Here is a 24,018-nt window from a genome sequence, read left to right as displayed (position 1 = left end):
CAAACCCGACCGGGCGTCACGCACCTGAGCCTTTGGCCGCCTGACGCAGGGCCGTGGACGACCTCGGGTTCAGCGGCGCGGTCAGATAGGTCCAAGCCGGAGCCTCGAGATCGGGCAGCAGTCGCGCCCTTTCCGAAGGCACCCGGGCGCCCGCGAACCGCGCCGCCGCCGGCGCCGTGCGGCTGTCCAGAAGCGAGCCGGGGCGGGCGATCACCGCCATCGGCATCAGGCGCGCGATGTCGGTCCAGCCGCGCCATTTGTGGAAGCTGGCCAGGTTGTCGGACCCCATCAGCCAGACGAACCGCACCCCCGGATGCCGGGCGACGAGCGCCCGCAGGGTGTCCACCGTCCACTGGGTGCCCATCCGGGTCTCGACGTCGGAAATGATCATCGACGGCCCGCTGGCGGCCAGTTTCGCGGCCCCCGCCGCCGAGGCCATGCGATCGGCCAGGGGCGCGCTCTCGCGGGCGTCCTTCAGCGGGTTCTGCGGCGAGACCAGCCAGACGACCCGGTCCAGCCCCAGCCGGCGCAGGGCGGTCTCGGCGACGTGGGCGTGGCCGTCATGGGCGGGGTTGAACGAGCCGCCGAACAGGCCGACCGCCATGCCGGGGGTCAGGTCCAGACCGTCACGCAGCGCGCCCCGGCGGGGACCGGAGTTTCTCGGCGCGGGACCGGCGTGAAAGAAGGACAAGGCGGGCTCGCGCGACTTATGCTCACCCGCGCCCTAACACGTCGAAACCGGACTGTCGCGTGCGATCCGCGCGCGGAGCGTTTCTCAACCGCCGAAGTCGGTGCAGTGGGTGTGCATGCGGGTCTGGTACTGCTCGAGGGGCCCGATCCCGACCTCCGCCCGCATGGCCTCGACACGTTCCGGGTCTTCGAGGGTGTTGGGCTCCCAGCGCCCCGGCGCGACGCAGCGGCCCTGGGTGGCGTAGCGCTGTGGCCGGTCCTCTCCTACGGCGACGCGGTCATACAGATAGGCATGGTTGGCGGGCCGGACCTCGCCGCTGGCGGCCAGCGGTTCGAGGATCGCCAGGACGTGCCGCTGGAAGTCACGGTCGTTGTCGGCATGCTGGGCCATCAGCCAGGCCGAGTTGGAGGCGGCGGCGCCTGTGGCAGAGATGGTATACCAGCCGTTGGCCGCCACATCGGCCTTCAGCCATTCGGTATTGTCGTGGTCCAGACTGCAGGTCGCGCGGATCAGGCGGCCATGGACACGCGCCGTCGCCGCCGGGCTCAGTTCGCCCCAGACCTGAGTCCCACCGCCGAAGGCGTAGCGATACAGCTGGTCCTTCGCCGTCCGGCGCAGCAGTTCGCGGGCGCGCGGGTTCGTTTCCGCCGCCAGCGCCGTGTAGCGGTCAGAGGCCCATTTGAACGGCTCTTCGGTCGCGATCTGACCGTTCTCGATGCCCTCCGCGAACAGGGTCCATCTGGCCCAGGCGTCCGCTGCGGCGGCGCGATCATCATCGAAGGTCGCGCGGTCGGCGGCCTCGGCGGCGGCGGCCAGATTGGCCTGAAGTTCGCCCTCGGCCTCGGTCAGGCAGCGCTGCGGCCCGCCGGGCGTCACCGCCCGACGCCAGACGGCATCGGACATCGCCTTCAGGTCCACGCCCTCCGCCTTGAGCGCCATATAGTCGAAATCGCGCGCGGCCCCCGCGTCCTCGGCCAGCGCGGCCAGAACCGGCGTCAACGGGACCGGAGCAGGGGGCGGCGGCGCGTCCTGGAAGGCCGCCGTCATCAGGGCGACGGCCGTCACGGCCGGAATAATGGTGAAGCGAAACATCGGAAGCCCTCCCGTTCGCCGGGAAGAACAGCCGCGCTTCAAGGCAGGATCAAGGCCTCAGCTCAGGGCTGCCAGCCGCCAGGCGTCTCGACGACGCCCTCGTCCTCGTCATCGACGCGGGTCAGTTCGCCGCGCGTCTTGCGGACCTCGATCCAGGCGGCGCGCAGCAGTTCGGTCACGCCCTCACCGGAAACGCCCGAGACCAGATACGGCGTCTTGCCAGAGGCGGCCTTCAGGGCGGCGGCCTTCTCCTCGCGCTCTTCCTCGGACAGGGCGTCGATCTTGTTCAGCGCCAGCAGCTCGGTCTTGTCCGCCAGGCCTTCGCCATAGGCGTCCAGTTCGCCGCGGATGATCCGCCAGGCCTCGACCACATCCTCCTGTGTCCCGTCGATCAGGTGGATCAGCGAGGCCGACCGCTCGACGTGTCCCAGGAAGCGTGTGCCCAGACCCGCGCCTTCCGAGGCGCCCTCGATCAGGCCGGGGATGTCGGCGATGACGAACCGCTCGGTCGGGCTCAGGTCCACCATGCCGAGGTTGGGCGCCAGGGTGGTGAAGGGGTAGTCGGCGATCTTGGGCTTGGCCGCGCTGGCCGCCGCCAGGAAGGTCGACTTGCCCGCGTTCGGCAGGCCCGCCAGACCGATGTCGGCGATCAGTTTCAGGCGCAGCCAGATCCAGCGCTCCTGACCTTCCTGACCGGGGTTGGCGTAGGTCGGGGCCTGGTTCTGCGGGCCCTTGAACCGGGTGTTGCCCCAGCCGCCGTTGCCGCCCTTCAGCAGCATCTCGGTCATGCCGGCGCGGTCCATGTCCAGCAGCACCGTCTCCTTGTCCTCGTCCAGAACCTGGGTGCCGACCGGAACCTTCAGGATGACGTCCTCGCCCTTGCCGCCGTGCATCTGGCGGCCCTGACCGTGGTGGCCGGTCTGGGCTTTGAAATGCTGCTGGTAGCGATAGTCGATCAGGGTGTTCAGGCCGTCGACGGCCGTGATCCAGACGTTGCCGCCATGGCCGCCGTCGCCGCCGTCCGGCCCGCCGTTCGGGATGAATTTCTCGCGCCGGAAGGACACGGAGCCGCCGCCGCCGTTGCCGCTGCGGATATAGATCTTGGCCTGGTCGAGGAACTTCATCGCGGGATTTCTTTGGCGCTACCGCTCGCGACGCGGTCGCTCGCTGCTTGAGCGCCGTGCCTATACCCGAAGAGAGCGGCGATTTACAGGCCGGTCGCCGGAAGCGGCCTCTTGCCGGATTCCGCGGCTCAGCTCACCCTCCCCGGTTGTGAAGATCGATCCTTCCAGCCTGATGAACCTGCTGACGCCGTTGAGGGCGTCGGCGGACGCGCGTCAGGAGAAGCTGGCGGCGCAGCAGTCCGCGAAGCTGCGTGAGGCGCAGACCGCGTCGGAAACCCTGAAATCCCGGTCCAGCGAAGCCTCCGAAGAGCGCAAGGCCGCCGCCCGGCAGAAGATCGAACAGCTCAAGGCCCGGCTGCAGATGCTGCGCTCCATGGTCGGCGTGGACCCGGAAGGCATCGCCCGGATCGCCGCCCAGCTGGCGCGGGAGCTCGGCGCGGCGGTGAAGGCCTATGCCTCGGCGGGCGGCAACACCGCCGGGATGAGCGCGACGGGCGCGCCCGCCGTCGCATCGACCGATGCGGGCGCCGCCGGAGCCGCCGGCGCCGAAGGGCAGGCCGGGGCGCAGTCCGATGCACAGTCCAATGCACAGGCGCAGCCCGAGGCTACGTCCGGCGCTGCGGAACAACAGGGCCCCGCGAAGGGCGGATCGGGTGAGGAGACGAAGTCGTCCAACCCCTATCAGCAGGCCATCGACGAACAGAAGTCCCAGGCCGCCGAGTCGGCCCGCCGCAGCGGTGAGAAGCAGGCCGACAGCGAACTGATGGCCGAGGTGCGCCGCATGGCGGCCGAGCTGAAGACCCTGATCAAACAGGCGACGGACAAGGCGAAGGCCGGGGAGCCGGACGCGGTGTCCCCACAGGAAGCCCGCGAGCTCGATGGCGCAGCCGCCGAACTGGACCGCGCGGTCCAGCAGGCCGGGGCCGACCTGGGCGGCGGGCTGGTGTCGTTGCTGGTCTGACCCGATACGAAAAGGGCGGGACCGTCGCCGATCCCGCCCCTCCATTTCAGTTCGGCTGAAAGGCTTATTTGGCCCAGACGCCGTACGGATCGCTCCACGGCATATCCAGCGCTTCGGCGACGGCCGGATAGGTCAGCTCGCCCTTCAGGACGTTCAGGCCGCGCGCGAGGTGCGGGTTGTCCTTCAGCGCGTCCAGACCCTTGTTGGCCAGCGCCAGGCCGAAGGGCAGGGTGGCGTTGTTCAGGGCTTCCGACGAGGTGCGCGGGGCGGCGCCCGGCATGTTGGCGACGCAGTAATGGACGACGCCGTCGATGACATAGGTCGGGTCTTCGTGGGTCGTGGCGTGGCTGGTCTCGAAGCAGCCGCCCTGGTCGATGGCGACATCGACCAGCACCGAGCCGGGCTTCATCAGCTTCAGATGCTCTTTCTTGATCAGCTTGGGCGCTTCGGCGCCCGGAACCAGCACGGCGCCGATGATGACGTCGGCCTTGACCAGTTCTTCCTCGATCGCGCCGATCGAGGAGTAGCGGGTGATCACGCGGCCCTGGGTCACTTCGTCGATATAGGCCATGCGCGGGATCGAGCGCTCGAGAACCACGACTTCGGCGCCCAGACCCATGGCCATGCGCGCTGCGTTCAGGCCGACGACGCCGCCACCCAGCACCAGCACGCGGGCCGGGGCTACGCCCGGAACGCCGCAGAACAGCAGGCCCATGCCGCCGTTGTGCTTCAGCAGGGTCTCGGCGGCCGAGAAGACGGCGATCCGGCCGGCGACTTCCGACATCGGGGCCAGCAGCGGCAGGCCGCCGCGCGCATCGGTGACGGTCTCATAGGCCACGGCGGCGCATTGCGAGGCGATCAGCCCCTTGGTCTGCTCGGGATCGGGCGCCAGGTGCAGGTAGGTGAACAGGATCTGGTCTTCGCGGAGCATCTCCCACTCGACCTTCTGCGGCTCCTTCACCTTCACGATCATGTCGTTGGCGGCGAAGATTTCAGCAGCCGTGTCGACGATGCTCGCGCCCGCCTTGACGTAGTCGGCGTCGGTGAAGCCGGCGCCCAGACCGGCGCCCTTCTCGATCGAGACCAGATGACCGTGGGCCACATACTCGCGCACGGCGGTCGGCGTCAGGCCGATGCGGTGCTCGTTCTTCTTGATTTCCTTGGGGACGCCGACGCGCATGGGAGAATCCTCTGCCTGAACGATGACGGGCGCACTCTGTGGCGGCTCCGTTTCGAGCGCAATCTAGCGATGGTGTGAACGCAGGTTCCTGTTCTTTTTGCTGACTGAACGCCATACAGTCGAAGAATCTGCGAAAGAGGGTCTGGATGAAGACGGTTTCCGCTGCGGTTCTGGACGAGACCGACCGGAAGATGCTTCGCGCGCTTCAGGGCGACGGACGCATGACCAATGCCGATCTGGCGCGGGCGGTGAACCTGTCCGAAAGCGCCTGCCTGCGTCGCCTGCGCGCCCTGGAAAGCGCCGAGGTCATCAGCCGCTACGCCGCCATCATCAACGAGCGCGCGGTCGGCCTGCCGATCAGCGTCTTCGTGACCGTAACCCTGTCCTCACAGGCGGAGAGCGCCCTGACCGCCTTCGAGACCGCTATCGCCACCGTGCCCGAGGTGGTCGAATGCTATCTGATGACCGGCGGCTCGGACTATCTGCTGCGCCTGGTCGTGCGCGACGTCGATGACCTCGAACGCGTCCACTCCCGCGAGCTGACCCGCATTCCCGGCGTCACCCGCGTCTCCTCCAGCGTCGCGATGCGGACGGTGGTGAAGCGGGGCGCGCTGCCGGTCTGATCAGACGTAGAAGCCCTCGCGCAGGTTGATGCCGTGCTCGACCCAGACCTTCAGGGCGGCCAGCATTTGTGACCAGCCCTGGCAGTTGCCGAAGGCCGCCTTCAGTCCGGTCGGCGTCTCGTTCCAGCCGCCTTCCTCGATGGTCACCAGCGTCCGGCCGTCATCCAGCGGTTCGAAGGTGAAGACGACGGTGGTCATATAGGCGGCGCGGACAACCGGATCGCCGTCCTCCGGCGGGCCTTCATTGGCCTCCCATTGAAGGACGATCCGACGGTTCGGCTCGACCTCCACGATCTCCACCGGGAAGGCGCCGGGGAAGTCGGCGAAGTCCCACTGCACAGTCTTGCCGGTCTCCATCCGTCCGACGGCGCCGCCGGTGGTGAAATAGGCCGACAGCTTCGCCGGATCGGCGACGGCCTCGAACACCTCCTCGACCGGGCGGGCGATGCGGCCGGACACCTTGAACTTCAGTTCCATCGGTCTTGCTCCTTGCTCGCGGCCAATAATGTTATATTCTTATAACATGTCAAGCGACGCGAATCAGGACCGTGTTTTCAAGGCCTTGTCGGCTGGCGTGCGTCGCGAAATGCTGGATGCGCTGAAGGATGCGCCGCAGACGACGGGGGCGCTGTGCGAGCGGTTTCAGCCGCTGGATCGCTGCACGGTGATGCAGCATCTGAAGGTGCTGGAAGGCGCCGACCTGATCATCGTCCAGCGCAAGGGGCGGGAGCGGTGGAACCACCTCAACCCCCTGCCGATCAAACAGGTGCATGATCGCTGGATCGGCCCGCATGCGGCGCGGGCCGTCGACGTGCTGGACCGGCTGAAGACCGATCTGGAAGGCGCGGACTGACGCCTACTTCAGGGCCAAGGTGACAGCCTTGATGTCCACGTACTCGTCGATGCCGTGGATCGAGCCCTCCTTGCCGTAGCCGGAGGACTTCACCCCGCCGAACGGGGCCACGGCGGTCGAGATCAGGCCGGTATTCACCCCGCACATGCCCGCCTCGATATGGCGGCCGATGCGGAAGGCGCGGTCCAGATCGCGGGTGAACAGGTAGGAGGCCAGGCCGAACTCGCTGTCATTGGCCTTGGCCAGCACTTCCTCTTCCGTCTCGAACGGGAAGACCGGGATCAGCGGGCCGAAGGTCTCCTCCTCGCGGAACAGCTTGTCGTCGCCGCCCAGCGTCACGGTCGGCTGGAAGAAGCGGCCGCCCAGCTCGTGGCGCGCGCCGCCGGTCAGCACCCTGCCGCCCGCCGCCTGCACCTTGGTCAGATGATCTTCCACCTTGGTGATCGCCTTGTCCTCGATCAGCGGGCCGACCTTCACGCCCGGTTCGAAGGCGAGTCCGACGGGAATCTTCGCCACCTCAGCGGCCAGCTTCGTGGCGTATTCCTCCGCGACCGAGGCCTCGACATAGACCCGGTTCGGGCAGACGCAGGTCTGGCCCGAGTTGCGGAACTTGCCCTTGATCGTCTCGGCCACGGCGAGGTCGAGGTCGGCGTCGGCGAAGACGATCAGCGGCGCGGCGCCGCCCAGCTCCATCGACACGCGCTTCAGGGTCGGGGCGCATTGCTCGGCCAGCTTGCGGCCCACAGGCGTCGAGCCGGTGAAGCTCAGCTTGCGGATGTCCGGCGAGGCGGTCAGCACGCCGCCGATGGTTGCCGCGTCGCCGGTGATGACGCTCAGCGCCCCCTTGGGCAGGCCGGCCTGATAGGCCAGCTCGGCCAGCGCCAGGGCGGTGAACGGCGTCTGGCTGGCCGGCTTGACCACGGCGGTGCAGCCCGCCGCGAAGGCCGGACCCAGCTTGCGGGTCAGCATTGCGGCGGGGAAGTTCCAGGGCGTGATCAGGGCGCAGGGGCCGACGGCCTCGCGGAAGGTCAGGATGACATGACCCAGCGGACTGTCCTGCGTCTCGCCGATCAGTCGCTCGGCCTGCCCGGCGAACCATTTGATGAAGCCGTTGGCGTAAGCGACCTCGCCCTTGGCCTCCTCGAACGGCTTGCCGTTCTCCAGCGCCATCAGGGCGCCCAGCCCCTCGGTGTTCTCGTCGATGAGCCGCGCCCATTCGCGCAGGAAGGCGGCCCGCTTGTGCGGATCGGACCGCGACCAGCCGGGGAAGGCCTCAACCGCCGCAGCGATAGCTTTCTCCGTTTCGGCGACGCCCAGATCGGGGATGTGGCCGATCACCTCGCCGGTCGCCGGATCGTCCACCGCGATACGGGCCGACCCGGTGACGGCCTCCCCCGCGATGAAGGCGTGCTCGCGAAGGAGCTTCAATCCGGCGTCGCGGGGGGAGGTCGTCATGGTGTCCATCCGGTTCTGAACGCGTCAGTCCCCGATCGTGTCCAGGTCGCGGCCCATGGTCTCCGGCAACCAGAACAGGCTGACGGTGACGGCCACGACCGTGAAGGCGACCGAGTACCAGAGTCCGAAATAGATATTCCCCGACGCCGCCACCAGAGCGAAGCTGGCCGCGGGCAGAAGTCCGCCGACCCAGCCGGTGCCGATGTTGTAGGGCAGGCTCATCGCCGTGTAGCGCACCCGGGTCGGGAACAGCTCGACCAGCGCCGCCGCCTGCGGACCGTAGAGGGCGCAGGCCGCCACCATGAAGATCATCAGGATGGCGAAGGTCAGGGGCATGTTGATCCGCGCCGGGTCGGCCTTCTCGGGATAGCCGGCGGCGGTCAGGGCGGCGCGGGCGCGGGTTTCGACATCGGTGCGGGCGGTCTTCAGCGCGACCGGATCGAGACCTGCGCCGTTGACCGAGGCGACCTCGGCCCCGCCGACGTGGATCACGGTCGCAGCGCCCTTCGGCGCGTCGATGGTCTCATAGGGGATGCCGGCGTTGGACAGGGCGATCCGCGCGATGTCGCAGGAGCTGGAGAAGACCGCCTTGCCGATCGGATCGAACAGCAGGCTGCAATCCGCCCGATCGGCCACGACCGTCACCGGACTGTGGATCTGCGCCTCCGCCAGCGCCGGATTGGCGGCGCGGGTCAGGGCGTGGAAGCCCGGGAAGAAGGCGACCAGCGCCAGCACCATGCCGAACAGCATGACCGGTTTGCGCCCGACCCGATCCGACAACCAGCCGAAGAAGATGTAGAGGAAGGCCGAGGCCACGGTGACCATCAGCACCAGCTGGTCGACCGTGTTGGTGTCGACCCTGAGCACCTTCTCCATGAAGAAGCGGGTGTAGAAATACCCGCAGTACCAGACCGCCCCCTGGGCGATCATGATGCCGAACAGGGCGATCAGGACGAAGCGGCCGTTCTTCCATTGCAGAAAGGCCTCGCGGTAGGGCGCGCGGTTCTCACCGGCTTCCGCCTCCATCCGCTTGTAGGCCGGGCTTTCGTTCAGCTTCAGCCGGATCCACAGCGACACCGCCAGCAGCAGGGCCGACAGCAGGAAGGGAATGCGCCAGCCCCAGTCGTCGAAGGCCTCGGTCCCGACGATGGCGCGGGTGATCAGGATGACCGCGAGCGCCCCGATCAGGCCCATTGCGGCCGTGGTCTGGATCCAGCCGGTCATGAAGCCGCGCTTCTTCGGCGGGGAATGCTCGGCCACATAGATGGCGGCCCCGCCGTACTCACCGCCGAGGGCGAAGCCCTGCAGCATCCGCATGATCAGCAGCAGGATCGGCGCCGCGATGCCGATGGTGTTGAAGTCCGGCAGCAGTCCGATGGCCACGGTCGCCAGACCCATCAGGGTGATGGTGACCAGGAAGGTCGTCTTGCGCCCCGTCCGGTCGCCGAACCAGCCGAACACCAGCGCGCCCAGCGGTCGGACCACGAAGCCCAGACCGAAGGTCAGCAGCGCCAGGATGTAGCTGACCGTCTCGCCCGCATCGGCGAAGAAATGCCTGGCGATCACCGTCGCAAGCGAGCCGAAGACGAAGAAATCATACCATTCGAACGCCGTTCCCGCCGCCGAAGCGCCCACGACCGTTCTCAGCCCGGGGCCATCCCGGGTCTCCACTGCTTCCGTCATTCAACGCCTCCCCGCGTTGTGAGCGCCGTCTGTCGGGCGCTTCGGAACGGATGCTGGACGGGCTCCGCGACCTGCGCAAGGGGAGCCTCGTCCCGGGACGTGCAAAGGCCCGCCGGTGGGGGACCGGCGGGCCTTACTCAACCGTCCTGCGTGTCGGGGGAAACCGCAGTCCGGGAACTGGAAATCGCTTAGTTCTTGGCCTCTTCCGCGGCGCCCGTCACGGCGTTGCCGGCGGCCGAGGCGTCACGGCCCACGCCCGAAACGGTGTTGCAGGCGGCGGTGGTCAGGGCGGCGGCGGCGGCGACCAGGATGAAGATCTTGCGCATTGTCTGTATTCCTCTGATGCCGGGGAGGCGTCTTGCCATATCAACGTCGCGGTTGCGGCTGGGTTCCAAGGTCGGCGGCATCCGTTGGGATAATGGCTTCGGGGGTGGCGAAGGTCATGCGGGCGATCGTGCCGCCGCCTTCGGCCGGGACCATTTCGACCGTCCCCCGAAGCTGTTTGGCGAAGGCCCCCATCAGGGTGCGGCCCACCCCGGCGCGCATCGTCTCATCGACGCCCGGTCCGTTGTCCTGGACCTCGAGCAGGCTTTGCTCGCCCTGCACCCGGAAGCGGACCTTCAGGTCGCCGCCCCGACCGGCGAAGGCGTGCTTCTGGGCGTTGGTCACCGCCTCGACCAGCCACAGGGCCAGCGGCGCCAGCTTGTCGGGATCGACCACCAGAGAGTCCGCCTCGACCGAGGACGTCACCAGATGCCCGCGCCCGCTCTCGCTGGCGATCAACTGGCCGACCAGCTCGGTCAGGAAGATGCGGGCGTCGGCGTAGCGCAGGTCGTCGCTCTGGTAGAGGGTGCGATAGATCAGGGCCAGGGCCGCGATCCGCTGGCGGGTGTCGCCCACCGCCGCCTTGGCCGGCTCGTCCGTCAGCGCCCGCTGTTGCATCGACAGCAGGGACGAGATGATCTGCAGATTGTTCTTCACCCGGTGATGGATCTCGCGCATCAGCGCGTCCTTCTCCTCCACCGACGCCAGCAGGGCGGCGTCGCGGGTGGTGATGTTCTCGGCCAGTTCGTCCAGCGTCCGGGCCAGCACCCGGATCTCCGAGGGTGCGTTCACGGCCTGAACCGGCCGCACCGAGAACCGGCCGCGGGCGTAGATGGCGGCGACGCGCTCCAGATAGTCCAGCCAGCGCACGACGATGCGTTCGCTGAACAGCATCACCGACAGGAAGGCGGCCAGCCAGGCGGCCAGAGGCATCAGCAGCAGGTTGACCGGGTTCAGTCGGGCCCAGGACAGCAGGCCGGGGGCGGGCGCCGAGATCAGGGCATAGACATCGCGACCCGCCAGGGCCGCGCCGGCGAAGACGCGGTGCCGCCCGTCGGAATCCGCCTCGAAGATGGACGAGCCGTCGGTGCGGGCGCGATCCACCCAGCCGGCGAGCGGCGTCCGCCCCTCCAGGACAAAGGCGCCCGGGTCGGTGGCGGTCAGGATGCGGCCCTGGGCGTCGGTCAGGGCGGCTTCGGAGTCCTCCGGCAGGGCTGGATCGTCCACGTCCGGCTGCAGCGCGGTCAGGGGAATGATGGCGATCATCGCGCCGTCGAAGGCGCCGAGCGGGCGCTCCAGACGCAGGGCGACGATCAGGCCCGGCTCCTGCCCGGAGACAGCGGGCGCGCGGGCCAGCACGGTGCTTTCACCGGAGCGCAGGCGCTGGAACCACGGCGTGCTGCGGGCGTCCATCAGCCAGGGCGGGGTGTTGGCCGCCAGCGCCTGCGAGGCGCAGGTGGTGTGGCCGGTCGCGGTGACCCGGGCCAGTCCGTCCAGCCCGTCGAGGCGTGTCACGAGGGCCGTCAGACGCGGTTGGCAGAAGAGCTCCAGCGCTTCCGGACGCAGGGCCTGAAGCAGGACGCTGGTGGTGTCCAGCCGCGCCTTGGCGCTGGCGGCGGTGCGTTCGGCGGCGAGCTGAAGATCCTGCCGCCGTTCGATATCCTGATCCCGGAACTGCTGCTGCGCCTGGAAGGCGCCGAGCAGGAGGATCGGCAGCAGGGCGAGCGCCAGCGCCACGCCCAGCCGGAACCGGATGCCCTGGAATTTCGGCTGGGCGAGGCCTCGTCCAAGGCCCCGGCCGAATGCGCGCCCCAGCCGGACCACCCGCTCAGTTCCGGACGCTGCTCAGGCGGTCGGCGTCTGCGAGAATGGAACGCATGGCGTCGCCGGCGGAGCGGCCGTCGCGGGCATAGCCGCCCTTTTCCAGCGTCGCCTGCAGCGCCTTTCGGGCGCGAGAAACGCGGCTCTTCACGGTGCCGACCGCGCACTGGCAGATTTCAGCGGCTTCCTCGTAGGCGAACCCGCCTGCGCCGACCAGAATGAGCGCCTCGCGCTGCTCTTCGGGCAGGGTGGCCAGGGCCAGCCGCAGTTCGTCCAGGGCGACGGGCGATTCCGGATCGTCCACGGCGACCAGGGTGCGTTCGGCGGCTTCCTGGTCCAGCTGGGACTGACGCCACGAGCGGCGCTTCTCCGAATAGAACTGGTTGCGCAGGATCATGAAGGTCCAGGCCTTCATATTGGTGCCCATCTGATAGCTGGCGCGGGCGTCCCACGCCTTCATCATCGCGTCCTGCGCCAGATCGTCGGCGGCCGTCGGATCGCCGGTCAGCGTCCGCGCGAAGGCCCGCAGGTGCGGGATCAGGGTGACCAATTCCTTCTTGAAGGCATTGTCGTCAGCCGACGGCGGCTTGGGGGCCCCGTTCATGCGCCGCCTCCGCCCGAGCGTTCGTCCGCCCGGCGCAGGATATCGAGGAATTCATCCGGAACGGGTTCATTGACCACTTCATCGAACATGTGCCGCAGCTTCACGCCGATGGCCTGCTGACGCAGGCGGGCCTCCTCCAGGCCGGCCCCGTCCTTGGCCGGTTTCCCCGGGGGATTGGTCTTGTCTGTCATTGAATAAGGTCGCCACCCAGACGCTATAGTAGAAGCCGGAAACGCCACGCGGGGGCTCGGGTTCCGGTGGTGGAACCAAAATATGCTCAAGCTTTCTCGTGACGAAGGGAACCGTGACTGATTTGATACGTTTCCGGTGACTGCTGCGGTCCCGCTTTTGGGCCGCAAACCTGTCGGGGACTTCGAGTATGAGCCTGCTGGCCCGCCTTGCGCCGCACCTTCCCTATGTTCGCCGTTACGCCCGTGCGCTGACCGGCGACCAGACCACCGGAGACAACTACGTCCGTGTCGCGCTGGAGGCGCTCGCCGCCGGCGAACGCCAACTGCCGACGGACATGACGCCGCGCGTGGCGCTGTACCATGTGTTCCACGCCATCTGGGCCTCGACCGGCGCCCAGCTGGAAGACAAGAGCGGCATCGAGGGGCGTGACGATCCGTCGGGCCGTCTGATGCGTATCGCGCCCAAGTCCCGTCAGGCCTTCCTGCTGACGGCGCTCGAAGGCTTCACGCCGTCGGAAGCCGCGCAGATCCTGGACGCCGACGCCCTGGACGTCGAGCGCCTGATCTCGGAAGCCCAGTCCGACATCGACGCCGAACTGGCCACCGACGTGCTGATCATCGAGGACGAGGCCATCATCTCGGCCGACATCGAAAGCCTGGTGACCGAACTGGGTCACCGCGTGACCGGCACCGCCACGACCCATGACGAAGCCGTCGACGCCGTCGCGCGCCACCGTCCGGGTCTGGTTCTGGCCGATATCCAGCTGGCCGACGGTTCGTCGGGCATCGACGCCGTCAAGGACATCCTGAAGCGGATCGACGTGCCGGTGATCTTCATCACGGCCTTCCCGGAGCGTCTGCTGACCGGTGAGCGGCCCGAGCCGACCTTCCTGATCACCAAGCCCTTCCAGCCGGAGACGGTGAAGGCGGCGATCAGCCAGGCGCTGTTCTTCCATCCGTCGCGCCAGAAGGAAGCGGCCTGATCGCTTCCGCCTTCTGAATGAGGAAAGGCCCCGGTCTGGCGACCGGGGCCTTTTTATTTCGGCTATGGCGTGGTGGTGGCGTTCACGTTGGGCGTCGTGCCGGCCGGGGGCGTGGCCGGTTCGCCGGTCGAAGTGGTCGGGGCGTCGGCGGTGACCGGCGCATCAAAGGCCTGGGCTTCCACCGCCTTTTCATCGCTGCTGGGTTCCAGCGCGGCGAAGCTGCCGTTGGTCACCAGCCACAGGCCGAGCAGCAACACCGCCGCGGCGCCGGCCGAAACCACCAGCAGCAGCAGGATGCGAACGCCGCTACGGCCCTGACGGACGTACTGGGCCTCGACCGGGCGGCCCTCGTGGACCGCATCCGCGACCTGGTCGTGAGGGGATTCATGGCTCATGGTCTGTCCTCCGGGCTGACTGTGAGAGCGTGGTTCTGAAACGGGCGCGGGGCGGCGCCGTTCCGGTTCGCGCTGGAGGCGAAAAAAATCGAAAATGTCAGGAACCCTGTGCGAGGCGCTCCGTTATCGATCTGCGGAGGCGGCGACGCCCCCCCGACTTGAGACTGGCCACAGTCAGTCTTTGTCGCCTCCGCACCTCATTCTCGATGATGCCACTTCAGGCGGACCCTCTGCGGTCCGCCTTTTTCTTTGGCGCGGCTGGACAGTGGCGCGACGCGCGCCACTATGCGCGTCCAGAAAGAAAACCCGGGAGACACGTCATGGCTCGAACCAACCGTCAGTGGGTGCTGCGTCAGCGGCCCAAGGGCCTGATCCAGCCGGGTGACCTGGAGCTGGTCGAGGCCCCGGTGCCGGAGCTGAAGGATTCCGAAATCCTGGTCCGCACCATCTATCTGTCGCTGGACCCCACCAACCGCACCTGGATGAACGAGGCCGAGGGCTATCTGCCCGCCGTTCCGCTCGGAGGCGTCATGCGGGGGCTGACGCTGGGCGTGGTCGAGGAAAGCCGCTCCGAGCGCTTCAAGGAAGGCGATGTGGTCACCACCGCCGCCGGCGGGTGGGCGCATTACGCCGTCATCCCGGACAGCACGGCTTCGCGCGTGCACCGTTTCCCGGGCCTGCCGCTGACAGCCAATATGTCGGTGCTCGGCATGACCGGCCTGACCGCATGGGCGGGCGTGACGGACGTGCTCAAGGCGCAGGAGGGCGAGACCCTGGTCGTCTCGGCCGCGGCGGGCGCCGTCGGCTCTATCGCCGGTCAGATCGCCAGGGCGCGCGGCGCACGCGTGATCGGCATCGCCGGCGGGCCGGACAAATGCCGCTGGCTGACCGAAGAGCTCGGGTTCGACGCCGCCATTGACTACAAGGGCGAGGATGTGGGCGACGCCCTGGATCGTCTCGCACCCGACGGCTTCGAGATGAATTTCGAGAACGTCGGCGGCGACATCATGAACGCCGTCTACAATCGTCTGAAGGTTCACGGCCGTATGGCCGTCTGCGGCCTGATCTCGTCCTACAATGCGACGAAGATGCCGCCGTCGCCGAACTTCAGCCGGATCATCACCCACCGTCTCGACATCAAGGGCTTCCTCGTTCTCGACTACGGTCACCGGGCGAAGGAGATGGTGGCCGAGGTCGGTCCGATGCTGGCCGACGGCCGGGTGAAGTGGAAGGTCCACGTCGATGACGGTCTGGACGGGGCGCTGGACTCGCTGAACCGCTTGTTCACCGGCGATCACGACGGCAAGCTGCTGGTTCGGGTGTCGGAAGAGCCGGCCGCCTGACGGAGCAAGCCGCATGACCGAACCCCTGCACGTCCATTTCGAGGATCTGGGCGTGGGCGAGGTGGTGCCTCTGGGCGCCTGCGCCGTGGACGAGGCGGCGCTGGAAGTGTTCGTCGAACGCTTCCTGCCCGGCTGGGACCCGGCCTATGGCGCGCCGGATGCGATGGTCTATGCCCTGTGGAGCCGTCTGTTCGCCGACAAGGCGGCGGGCTGGGCCCAGTCCAAGGTGCTGGCGATCGACGGCCTGCGCTACATGCGCAATCCGCCCGCCGGCGAACTGCTGCGCGGCCGCGTGACCATCATGGGCAAGGATCCGGTCGGGGACGAGAAGGGCATCGTCATCGCCCAGCAGGATCTGCTCGATGAGGCGGGACGGCTGGTCTTCTCCTGTCTGACCCGCTCGCTGCTGGCGCGCAGATAACAAAAAACCCCGCCGGCGAAACCGGCGGGGTTTTTCTCATCGACTGGCGATGGATCAGGCGTTGGCGGCGACCGGCTGGGTCGCGGCCTTCTGGAACGCCATGGCGATCAGACGATCCCAGCCCAGCAGCGACACCAGGTGGGCGTAGATCTGGCCCAGGGCGCCGTTGTCGCGCAGCTCTGCCAGCTTCTCGGCCGGCAGGGCCTTCAGCTTGTCTTCCGAGATGGCGAAATATTCAGCCAGCTTCTGCGGGGCGGCGGCGCTGCCGTCCGGGTTGCGCGGGGTGAAGACGGCTTCCTTGCTCTCGAACAGGTCGAGGTCGGTCAGCAGCTTCACGAACGCCTCGGTGCGCAGGCGCTCCTGTTCGAAATTGTTGCAGAACTCCATCGCCTGCTGGGTGTAGGGCGAGGGCTGGCCGTCGATGAACAGCGGCGTCTGGCCGCCTTCCACGACGAAGGAAGCGGCGCGGTCGACACACAGGATCAGGCGCTTTTCAACGTCGTCATTGGCGAAGACGAACGGATAGCGGCGGATGTAGGCCGGGATGTAGGCTTCCGGGCGGAAGTCGCCCTCGGCGCTGACGAACAGGTTCTCGTCCTGACGCAGGCCCATCACGACGACCGGCTGCTTGTTCTCGCCGGCGAAGATCACCGGGTAGGACAGGGCGGCGGGCGCGAATTCGGTGACGGTCAGCGGCACCAGATTGGTCACGCCGGCGAAGGCGTAGGGCTTGTCGACCGGGTTCACGCCCAGCTTGCCGTGGGTTTCAACCGTCAGCGGCTCGGGTTGGCTGTAGAAAAGGACGTTTCCGGTCAGGCCGGGCTGGGCAGTGGTGTCGGTCATGGACGCGGTCAGGCTCTGAAAAAGAAAAAGGCGGGCGCCTTCTAGCCCAGACGCGGGCGACCGGCAAACGGTCGCCCGCGTGGGTTGTCAGTCCGTCGTACGCCTAGAAGGTCGCGCGGATGCCCAGGGCCAGGTTGCGACCCCGCAGCGGGGCGACATCGGCCAGGAAGGAGGCGTGGTTCAGCGCCACCTCGTCCAGCAGGTTGTTCCCGCGCAGATAGACCTGGGCGCCGAACGGACCGACGGTGAAGTCGTAGGCCACGGTGGCGTTGACCATGTCGTAGCCCGGGGTCGTGGTCTCGTAGGCGGCGACATCGTCCTGTTCGAAGACATGCTGGTACTCGACATCGCCGGACCAGGCTCCTTGCAGGAACTCGGCGCGGGTTCCGAGGCGGGCCGCCGGGATACGCGGCACCGAGCCGCCCCCGTTATCGAACTTCGCCCGCACATAGTCGCCGAACACGGCGGCCGACAGCCACGGGGTGAAGCGGTGATTGACCTCGCCTTCCACGCCGGTGAACACCGCATCCGCCTGGCTGTAGCGGATCAGACGGAAGTCCTCGAACTGGTCCAGGGTGTCGGCGAAGATGTAGCCGTCGTAGCCATAGCGGTAGACGCCGACGGTCAGGGTCGTGTCGCCACGGGTGCGGCGCAGGGAGACCTCGGCGGCGTTCACCGTCTCGACGTCCAGGGTGGCGGTGCCGAGTTCATAGGTGTTGGTGGCCAGGTGGACGCCGCGGGCGAACAGTTCCTGGGCCGAAGGCGCGCGTTGCGACCGCGACAGCGATCCCGCGACCGACCACTCCGGGGCAAAGCTCCAGACCGCGCCGCCCGAGATCGAGAACGGCTCGTGCTTCACGGTCGGTTGACCGACGGCCTCGACCTCCTGCCACTCCTGCCGGGCCGACAGCTCCAGCCGGACATCGCCGACGGCGAACTCTTCCAGCGCGAACAGGGCGTTCGAGGTGGTGACGCTTTCCGGCATGAAGGCTTCCTCGCCGATGGCGGCGAAGTCGCTGCGCGAGGACTGAACGCCGACCACGCCACGCACGCCGCCGATCGGGGCATGCTCCAGCTCGACGCGGACGTCGTGACCCTCGTTGGTGAAGGTGGTGGCGACCTCGTCACCCTCCTTCTCGTCGTGGGCATAGTCGGTGAAGCCGGCGCGCAGGCTCAGGCGCTCGACGCCCGCCATGGGCTGACGCAGTTCGCCGCGCACATCCACGCGCTTGCTGCGCAGGTCCACCACGGGCGCGGCGTGTTCGCCCGCCTCATGGTCGTGATCGTGATCGTCCTCGCCATGATCATGTCCGCCGCAGTGCAGGGACGAACCATGGGGGTGGCAGCTTTCATACTCGTGGGTGTGCCCGGGCAGTCCGTAGTTGCTGTTCTGCTCGGTGTAGGCCAGCCCCAGATAGCCGCGCTGGCCGACCCAGGAGGCGCCGAGGGTTACGGTGCTGGTGTCGTTGAACGACCCGGCCAGACGGTCGAACGGACCGGTCTCTTCGTGCTCCTCTTCTTCTTCGCCTTCCTCATGCTCGTGATGCGGCGGTTGATAGCTGGGCACCGCATAGTCGCCGGACTCGCGGTTCAGCGCCTCCAGACGCAGGGCGAAGGCGCCGAAGCCGGCCGTCACCCCGGCGACGGCGGTGCGCTCGTCATCGGCCGTACCGGCCCGAACTTCGACCGCGCCGGTGACGCCCTCGACCGGATGGGTCGGGATACGGCGATCCACCACGTTCACCGCGCCGCCGATGGCGCCGCCACCGTACAGCAGGGCGCTGGGACCGCGCAGGATCTCGATGCTGTCGACCAGCAGGGGCTCCACGCTGACGGCGTGGTCGGGCGAAATCTCGGAGGCGTCCAGCAGGGCGGCGCCGTTGCTCAGCACCTTCACGCGCGGGGAGGTCTGGCCCCGGATCACCGGACGGCTGGCGCCGCCGCCGAAGGTGTCGGAGTTGACGCCCGGAATGCCCGACAGGGTCTCGCCGAGGGTCGCCTGACGACGGTGCACCAGTTCGTCTCCACCCAGAACGGCGACGCTGGAGACGATGTCATTGGCGTTACGGCCCAGCGGCACGGCGGTGACGATCACCTCGTCCAGTTCGGTCGCCGACCGGGGCTGTTGGGCAGGCGTGGACTGGGCGAAGGCGCCACCGGCGGCCAGGGCGAAACCACTGGCGGCGGTGAGCAGGAGGGAAAGACGCATGGAGAAAGACCCGACTGTGAACTTGCTTTCGGGATATGTTATACAGTTACACTTTGCAAGTGCGTCGCCAGGGTTGGAGTTCACGTCATGGTCAGCGGCCTGTTTCGCCATATCGAGCAGCTTCAGGACGGGACGCCCTGGGGGGCGGTGCTGGACGCCGGGGTCGGCGTGAATTCGGCCGAGTGGATGACCGCCCTCACGACCAGCCGCTGGACGGCGGTGACCGCCGCTCCGGGCCATGCCCGACAGGTGCGCGAGGCGGTCGGCGGCCGGATGCGCGAACAGGACCGCCTGCTGGTCGGCAACTGGATGGATCCGGGGCTTCTGGCGGGGGAGGTCTACGATGTCGTGCTGGCCGACTATCTGATCGGCGCGGTCGAGGGCTTCAGCCCCTATTTCCAGGAGGACCTTCTGCGTCGCCTGAAGCCCATGGTGGGGCGCAGGCTCTATATCACCGGTCTGGACCCCTATGTCGTCGGCGAGGTGCCGGACGCGGCGGCGCGTTGCGTGCGCGAGATCGGCCGGGTTCGCGACGTCTGCCTGCTTCTGGCGGACGAGACGCCCTATCGCGAGTTTCCCGCCGAATGGGTCCGGGATCGGCTGGACGAGGCGGGCTTCCGGGTTCTTTCCGCGCGTCGCTTCCCCAACCGCTATCGCGGTCGCTGGGTGGACGGTCAGCTGAACATGGCGCTGCGCCGCCTGCCGAAGATTCCGGATCAGGTCCTGGCCCGGGCGCTGGCGGACCGGATCGAGGCCCTGCGCGAGGAGGGCCATCGTCTGGATCGCGAGGGCGATGGCCTGCACGTCGGCTTCGACTATGTGATCGCCGCGGAGCCGGCGTGAACACGCCCGACGCAATCGCCACGGTTGCGGTGGCGCGGGGGAGGCATTAGCTGTCGGACATGGGCGACGCCTGCCATCACCATCATCACGACGGTCCGCCGTCCGCCGCGACGGTCGCTTCGGCCCTCGCCGCCGCCGACGCGCGCGTCACGGGCGAGGGTGAACGCATGACCGCGGCCCGCCTGCGGGTGCTGGAGCTGCTGCTCTCGGCGGGCGAGCCGGTGAAGGCCTATGACCTGATCGCCCGCTTCGGCGAGGACGGCCAGCCGGCCAAGCCGCCCACCGTCTATCGCGCGCTGGAGTTCCTCGAGCGCAAGGGGCTGGCCCACCGCATCGCCTCGATCAGCGCCTATGTCGCCTGTTCGTCGGGCAAGGCGGACCACGCCGCCGCCTTCCTGATCTGTGACTGCTGCGGGGCGACCGAGGAGGTTTCGGCCTCCCTGGCCGAGGGGCTGGACAGCGCCGCGGCCAAGGCCGGCTACGCCATCGAACGGACGACCATCGAGGCCCACGGCCGCTGCCCGGCCTGTCGCGTCGCCGCCTGACGCCGAGTCGGTTTCTCTGGAAAACCCGCCAAGGGGGCTCTATCTCTCCCGCATGGATGCGATCCGGCTCTCCCCGCCCCGTCGCCTGAGCCTGCCGGTCAAGAACCGGTGGGGCGGCGGCGACCTGTCCGTCCTCGATTTCGGCGATCCGAAGCGACCGGTGGATCTGGTCTTCGTCCACGCCAACGGCTTCAACGCCATGACCTACCGCACCCTGCTGGCTCCGCTGTCGGGGACGCTGCGCATCTGGGCGCCCGACCTGCGCGGGCATGGCCGCACCGCCCTGCCGACCGAGCGGGACCGTCGTCGCGGCTGGAGCGATCATCGCGACGATCTGGCAGCCCTGCTGGATGCGCTGGACGGACCGCCGGTGGTGCTGGCCGGCCATTCCATGGGCGGCACCTCGTCATTGCTGGCCGCCGCCGAGCGGCCGGAGGCGGTGTCGAAGCTGGTGCTGTTCGATCCGGTCATCTGGGGGCGCCTCAGCGTCGCCCTGTTCCAGCTTCCGCTGTTTGATCGCGTGCCGGGCCACATCCCGCTGGTGAAGGGCGCGCTGCGCCGCCGGGCCGTGTTCGACAGCCGTGAGCAGGCTCTGGCCGCCTACTCCGGGCGCGGCGCCTTCCGGGGCTGGCCCGAGATGATGATCGCCGACTATCTGACGGACGGTCTGGTCGAGACGCCCGAAGGGGGCTTCACCCTCGCCTGCGCGCCGGAATGGGAGGCCTCCAACTACGCCGCCCAGGCCCACGATCCATGGAAGGCGATGAAGCGGGTCGGGCGTCCGATCCGTATCCTCAAGGCCGAGGCTGGCTCGACCTGCTTCCCCTCGCCGGGCCTGAAGGGACTGCCGAACGTCTCGGTCGAGGTCGTGCACGGCGGGACCCACTTCTTCCCCATGCTGAAGGCCGACGTCGCCCGCGACGCCTTGTTCGACGCGGCGGTCTGAGGCGGCGCTGGCGCCCTTCGTCGCCAGCCGCTAAACCGCGCCCCACAAGAACATAAGTTCGGTTCAGGGAAACGCCTTCATCATGCGTGACATCCATCACTTCATCGACGGCGCGTCGTTCACGGGCGCCTCGGGCCGCTTTGGCGACGTGTTCAATCCGAACACCGGCGAGGTCCAGGCCCGCGTCCAACTGGCCACGCCCGGCGAAGTCGATCGCGCGGTGCAGGCCGCCCAGGCCGCCTTCGACGGCTGGTCCTCGACCAATCCCCAGCGCCGCGCGCGGGTGATGTTCGAGTTCAAGCGTCTGGTCGAGGCGAACATGAACGACCTGGCCGAGATGCTGTCGTCCGAGCACGGCAAGGTGATCGCCGACTCCAAGGGCGACATCCAGCGCGGTCTGGAAGTGATCGAGTTCGCCTGCGGCATCCCGCATGTGCTGAAGGGCGAATACACCCACGGCGCCGGCCCCGGCATCGACGTCTATTCGATGCGTCAGCCGCTGGGCGTGGTCTCGGGCATCACCCCGTTCAACTTCCCCGGCATGATCCCGATGTGGATGTTCGGCGTGGCCATCGCCGTCGGCAACACCTTCGTGCTCAAGCCGTCCGAGCGTGACCCGTCGGTGCCGGTCCGTCTGGCGGAGCTGATGATGGAGGCGGGCGCCCCCGCCGGCGTGCTGAACGTCGTGCACGGCGACAAGACCGCCGTCGACGCCATCCTGACCCACCCGCTGGTCCACGCCGTCAGCTTCGTCGGCTCGTCCGACATCGCCCACTACGTCTATCAGCTGGGCGCCCAGCACGGGAAACGCGTCCAGGCCATGGGCGGCGCGAAGAACCACGGCATCGTCCTGCCGGACGCCGACATGGATCAGGTCATCAAGGACCTGTCCGGCGCGGCTTTCGGCTCGGCCGGTGAACGCTGCATGGCCCTGCCGGTCGTGGTGCCGGTCGGCCAGAAGACCGCCGATGAACTGCGTGAGCGCATGGTCGCCGAGATCGACACCCTGCGGGTCGGCGTCTCGACCGACGCCTCGGCCCACTACGGCCCGGTCGTCACCGCCGCCCACAAGGCGCGCGTCGAGGGCTGGATCGATCAGGGCGTCAAGGACGGCGCCGAACTGGTCGTCGACGGCCGCGGCTTCACGCTGCAGGGCCACGAGAACGGCTATTTCGTCGGCCCGTCGCTGTTCGACCACGTCAAGCCGGACATGGAGTCCTACAAGGAAGAGATCTTCGGCCCGGTCCTTCAGATCATGCGCGCCGCCAGCTTCGAGGAGGCCCTGAGCCTCCCGTCGAAGCACCAGTACGGCAACGGCGTCGCCATCTTCACCCAGAACGGCCGCGCGGCCCGCGACTTCGCCGCCCGCGTCAACGTCGGCATGGTCGGCATCAATGTGCCGATCCCGGTGCCGGTCGCCTATCACACCTTCGGCGGCTGGAAGCGCTCGGCCTTCGGCGACACCAACCAGCACGGCGTGGAAGGTGTGAAGTTCTGGACCAAGGTCAAGACGATCACCGCCCGTTGGCCGGACAGCGAGCTGGAGCACGCGGACAGCAGTTTCGTCATCCCGACCATGGGATAACCTGTGTCTATGGCGCCACAGTCGCCGCTTTGACGACGTTGGCCTCGGGCCGCTTTGCAACCCTTGGCCAGCTTCGCCTTTTTACCCAGCCTCGTGGCTCTCTTACCGCGATCTGGGAGAAGATATGAAAAAGCAACTGATGGCGGGAGCCGCGCTCCTCGCTCTTTTCGGCGCCACCCCCGCGCTGGCTGATCCGGACGGCGTCTATGTCGCCGGCGACATCGGCTACCACTGGCCGCAGAGCAACGACTGGGACAGCTGCATCGGCGCGGTCTGTGAACCGGTCGAACTCAAGGCCGGCGATGACTGGGCGGCCTTCGGTCGTCTCGGCTATCGCCTGAACGCCAACTGGCGCATCGAGGCCGAGGCCGGCTATCGCGAAAGCGGCGAGCTCGAAGTCGCCGGCGTGACCGTTCCGGACGTCGATTCCAGCGCCAGCACGCTGATGGCCAACGTCCTGTATGACTTCGGCGGCCGCGACGCGGCCTTCCGTCCGTTCGTCGGCGCCGGTGTCGGCGGTGCGAAGGTCGAGCTGGAAGACGTCGATGACACCACCTGGGGCTGGCAACTGCTGGCCGGCGCCGCCTGGCGTCTGGGTGAGCGCACCAACCTGGACCTGACCTACCGCTACCTGAACGTCGCGGATCTGGAGATGGGTGAAGGCACGGAAACTTTCTCGGGTGATTTCGAGGATCACTCGGTGAGCCTGGGTCTGCGCTACTCGTTCGGCAGCCCGCCGGCTCCGCCGCCCCCGCCGGTCGTGGCTCCGCCGCCCCCGCCGCCGCCGCCGCCGCCGCCGCCGCCGCCGCCGCCGGCTCCGGCCGTGCCGGCTGACCGCGAGTTCGTCGTGTACTTCGACTGGGATCGCTCGGACCTGACGGCCGAAGCCCAGTCGGTGGTGACGCAAGCCGCCAGCTACGCCCGGACCGGCCGTCCGACCCGCGTCCTGATCGTCGGTCACGCCGACACCTCGGGTTCGGCGGAATACAACATCGGCCTGTCGAACCGCCGTGCGCGCACCGTGGCTGACGCTCTGGTCGCCGCTGGCGTCAACGGCGGCGTGATCTCGCTGGACGGCAAGGGTGAAACCGCCCTGGCCCGTGCGACCGCCGACGGCGTTCGCGAGCCGCTGAACCGTCGCGCCACCGTCGGCATCAGCTTCCGCTAAACCCGGAAACTGATCCGAAGCCCTCGGCCCCTCGGGACCGGGGGCTGGTCGGCCAGACGACAGAGCCGCCGGTTTCCGCAAGGGGGCCGGCGGCTTTGCTTTGGGCCCACTTCGCCTCGCGGGCGTTCGCAGCAG

General features: G+C 68.2%; 25 protein-coding genes. 11 read left to right on the top strand and 14 right to left on the bottom strand.

The window, feature by feature from the left end; genetic code table 11:
• Positions 1-16: 16 nt before the first annotated feature.
• The 3 genes from ACFQQC_RS02845 to obgE all read right to left on the bottom strand — a co-directional run bounded on the left by ACFQQC_RS02845 (position 17) and on the right by obgE (position 2,907).
• Positions 17-691 carry a nicotinate-nucleotide adenylyltransferase gene (locus ACFQQC_RS02845; protein WP_376859488.1) on the bottom strand — a complete coding sequence of 225 codons (675 nt, stop codon included), beginning with the start codon at positions 689-691 and terminating at the stop codon, positions 17-19.
• A gap of 84 nt (positions 692-775) precedes the next feature.
• The gene (locus ACFQQC_RS02840; protein WP_376859486.1) at positions 776-1,783 is read right to left on the bottom strand and encodes a DUF6624 domain-containing protein; all 1,008 of its coding nucleotides are present in this window, start codon (positions 1,781-1,783) and stop codon (positions 776-778) included.
• 62 nt (positions 1,784-1,845) lie between these two features.
• Entirely contained in the window at positions 1,846-2,907 is a 1,062-nt protein-coding gene (obgE, locus tag ACFQQC_RS02835) for a GTPase ObgE (RefSeq protein ID WP_376859484.1), read from the bottom strand.
• Between the two features lie 172 nt (positions 2,908-3,079).
• Here obgE and ACFQQC_RS02830 point away from each other — a divergent pair, with 172 nt between their 5' ends.
• Positions 3,080-3,868, top strand: a complete 789-nt coding sequence (locus ACFQQC_RS02830; protein ID WP_376859483.1) for a hypothetical protein — start codon at positions 3,080-3,082, stop codon at positions 3,866-3,868.
• A gap of 64 nt (positions 3,869-3,932) precedes the next feature.
• Here ACFQQC_RS02830 and ald read toward each other — a convergent pair whose 3' ends face one another.
• Entirely contained in the window at positions 3,933-5,048 is a 1,116-nt protein-coding gene (ald, locus tag ACFQQC_RS02825; protein WP_376859481.1) for an alanine dehydrogenase, read from the bottom strand.
• Positions 5,049-5,194: 146 nt separating this feature from the next.
• Between ald and ACFQQC_RS02820 the strand changes: the two genes are divergently transcribed.
• Positions 5,195-5,671 (top strand): Lrp/AsnC family transcriptional regulator, encoded by a 477-nt coding sequence (locus ACFQQC_RS02820; RefSeq protein WP_376859480.1) that lies wholly within the window; start codon positions 5,195-5,197, stop codon positions 5,669-5,671.
• Here the strand turns inward: ACFQQC_RS02820 and ACFQQC_RS02815 are convergent, their stop codons facing one another.
• Positions 5,672-6,148 carry an SRPBCC family protein gene (locus ACFQQC_RS02815; RefSeq protein ID WP_376859478.1) on the bottom strand — a complete coding sequence of 159 codons (477 nt, stop codon included), beginning with the start codon at positions 6,146-6,148 and terminating at the stop codon, positions 5,672-5,674. It lies immediately after the preceding gene.
• Between the two features lie 85 nt (positions 6,149-6,233).
• Between ACFQQC_RS02815 and ACFQQC_RS02810 the strand changes: the two genes are divergently transcribed.
• A complete protein-coding gene (locus ACFQQC_RS02810) occupies positions 6,234-6,524 on the top strand; it encodes an ArsR/SmtB family transcription factor (protein WP_376859476.1) in 291 nt (96 codons plus the stop codon).
• A 3-nt stretch (positions 6,525-6,527) separates the two neighbouring features.
• On the opposite strand, the gene ACFQQC_RS02805 is transcribed toward ACFQQC_RS02810, so the two are convergent.
• The 6 genes from ACFQQC_RS02805 to ACFQQC_RS02780 form a co-directional block, all read right to left on the bottom strand.
• Positions 6,528-7,979, bottom strand: coding sequence for an NAD-dependent succinate-semialdehyde dehydrogenase (locus ACFQQC_RS02805; RefSeq protein WP_376859474.1), 1,452 nt, complete (start codon positions 7,977-7,979; stop codon positions 6,528-6,530).
• A 24-nt stretch (positions 7,980-8,003) separates the two neighbouring features.
• Positions 8,004-9,662, bottom strand: coding sequence for an MFS transporter (locus tag ACFQQC_RS02800; RefSeq protein WP_376859472.1), 1,659 nt, complete (start codon positions 9,660-9,662; stop codon positions 8,004-8,006).
• Positions 9,663-9,850: 188 nt separating this feature from the next.
• On the bottom strand, positions 9,851-9,988 hold the full coding sequence (locus ACFQQC_RS02795; protein ID WP_376859470.1) for an entericidin EcnA/B family protein: 138 nt from the start codon (positions 9,986-9,988) through the stop codon (positions 9,851-9,853).
• A gap of 40 nt (positions 9,989-10,028) precedes the next feature.
• Positions 10,029-11,810, bottom strand: coding sequence for a sensor histidine kinase (locus ACFQQC_RS02790; protein WP_376859468.1), 1,782 nt, complete (start codon positions 11,808-11,810; stop codon positions 10,029-10,031).
• A gap of 4 nt (positions 11,811-11,814) precedes the next feature.
• Entirely contained in the window at positions 11,815-12,411 is a 597-nt protein-coding gene (locus ACFQQC_RS02785) for a sigma-70 family RNA polymerase sigma factor (RefSeq protein ID WP_376859466.1), read from the bottom strand.
• The gene (locus tag ACFQQC_RS02780; RefSeq protein ID WP_376859464.1) at positions 12,408-12,602 is read right to left on the bottom strand and encodes a NepR family anti-sigma factor; all 195 of its coding nucleotides are present in this window, start codon (positions 12,600-12,602) and stop codon (positions 12,408-12,410) included. Before ACFQQC_RS02780 ends, ACFQQC_RS02785 begins: the two co-directional genes overlap by 4 nt.
• Before the next feature lie 188 nt (positions 12,603-12,790).
• Here ACFQQC_RS02780 and ACFQQC_RS02775 point away from each other — a divergent pair, with 188 nt between their 5' ends.
• A complete protein-coding gene (locus ACFQQC_RS02775; protein ID WP_376859462.1) occupies positions 12,791-13,585 on the top strand; it encodes a response regulator in 795 nt (264 codons plus the stop codon).
• Between the two features lie 62 nt (positions 13,586-13,647).
• On the opposite strand, the gene ACFQQC_RS02770 is transcribed toward ACFQQC_RS02775, so the two are convergent.
• Positions 13,648-13,980 carry a hypothetical protein gene (locus ACFQQC_RS02770; protein ID WP_376859460.1) on the bottom strand — a complete coding sequence of 111 codons (333 nt, stop codon included), beginning with the start codon at positions 13,978-13,980 and terminating at the stop codon, positions 13,648-13,650.
• Positions 13,981-14,300: 320 nt separating this feature from the next.
• Here ACFQQC_RS02770 and ACFQQC_RS02765 point away from each other — a divergent pair, with 320 nt between their 5' ends.
• Entirely contained in the window at positions 14,301-15,323 is a 1,023-nt protein-coding gene (locus ACFQQC_RS02765) for an NADP-dependent oxidoreductase (protein ID WP_376859458.1), read from the top strand.
• Positions 15,324-15,336: 13 nt separating this feature from the next.
• A complete protein-coding gene (locus ACFQQC_RS02760; RefSeq protein WP_376859456.1) occupies positions 15,337-15,744 on the top strand; it encodes an acyl dehydratase in 408 nt (135 codons plus the stop codon).
• 54 nt (positions 15,745-15,798) lie between these two features.
• Here ACFQQC_RS02760 and ACFQQC_RS02755 read toward each other — a convergent pair whose 3' ends face one another.
• Together ACFQQC_RS02755 and ACFQQC_RS02750 are read right to left on the bottom strand one after the other, a co-directional pair.
• On the bottom strand, positions 15,799-16,587 hold the full coding sequence (locus ACFQQC_RS02755) for a SapC family protein (RefSeq protein ID WP_376859455.1): 789 nt from the start codon (positions 16,585-16,587) through the stop codon (positions 15,799-15,801).
• A 103-nt stretch (positions 16,588-16,690) separates the two neighbouring features.
• Positions 16,691-18,796: a TonB-dependent receptor domain-containing protein gene (locus ACFQQC_RS02750; RefSeq protein WP_376859453.1), complete on the bottom strand. Its 2,106-nt coding sequence runs from the start codon at positions 18,794-18,796 to the stop codon at positions 16,691-16,693.
• A gap of 87 nt (positions 18,797-18,883) precedes the next feature.
• On the opposite strand from ACFQQC_RS02750, the gene ACFQQC_RS02745 reads away from it, so the two are divergent.
• The 5 genes from ACFQQC_RS02745 to ACFQQC_RS02725 all read left to right on the top strand — a co-directional run bounded on the left by ACFQQC_RS02745 (position 18,884) and on the right by ACFQQC_RS02725 (position 23,883).
• A complete protein-coding gene (locus ACFQQC_RS02745) occupies positions 18,884-19,639 on the top strand; it encodes a hypothetical protein (protein WP_376859451.1) in 756 nt (251 codons plus the stop codon).
• A gap of 59 nt (positions 19,640-19,698) precedes the next feature.
• Positions 19,699-20,184, top strand: coding sequence for a Fur family transcriptional regulator (locus ACFQQC_RS02740; RefSeq protein ID WP_376859449.1), 486 nt, complete (start codon positions 19,699-19,701; stop codon positions 20,182-20,184).
• A gap of 52 nt (positions 20,185-20,236) precedes the next feature.
• On the top strand, positions 20,237-21,130 hold the full coding sequence (locus ACFQQC_RS02735) for an alpha/beta fold hydrolase (RefSeq protein ID WP_376859447.1): 894 nt from the start codon (positions 20,237-20,239) through the stop codon (positions 21,128-21,130).
• Between the two features lie 82 nt (positions 21,131-21,212).
• The gene (locus ACFQQC_RS02730) at positions 21,213-22,715 is read left to right on the top strand and encodes a CoA-acylating methylmalonate-semialdehyde dehydrogenase (protein ID WP_376859445.1); all 1,503 of its coding nucleotides are present in this window, start codon (positions 21,213-21,215) and stop codon (positions 22,713-22,715) included.
• A 124-nt stretch (positions 22,716-22,839) separates the two neighbouring features.
• A complete protein-coding gene (locus ACFQQC_RS02725) occupies positions 22,840-23,883 on the top strand; it encodes an OmpA family protein (protein ID WP_376859443.1) in 1,044 nt (347 codons plus the stop codon).
• Positions 23,884-24,018 lie beyond the last annotated feature (135 nt).

Source organism: Brevundimonas sp. GCM10030266, assembly GCF_042666595.1.
In the GTDB taxonomy this organism is placed as follows: Bacteria; Pseudomonadota; Alphaproteobacteria; order Caulobacterales; family Caulobacteraceae; genus Brevundimonas.
The sequence above is the reverse complement of the archived record's forward strand: the minus strand, read 5'-3'. Positions and strand labels throughout refer to the sequence as shown.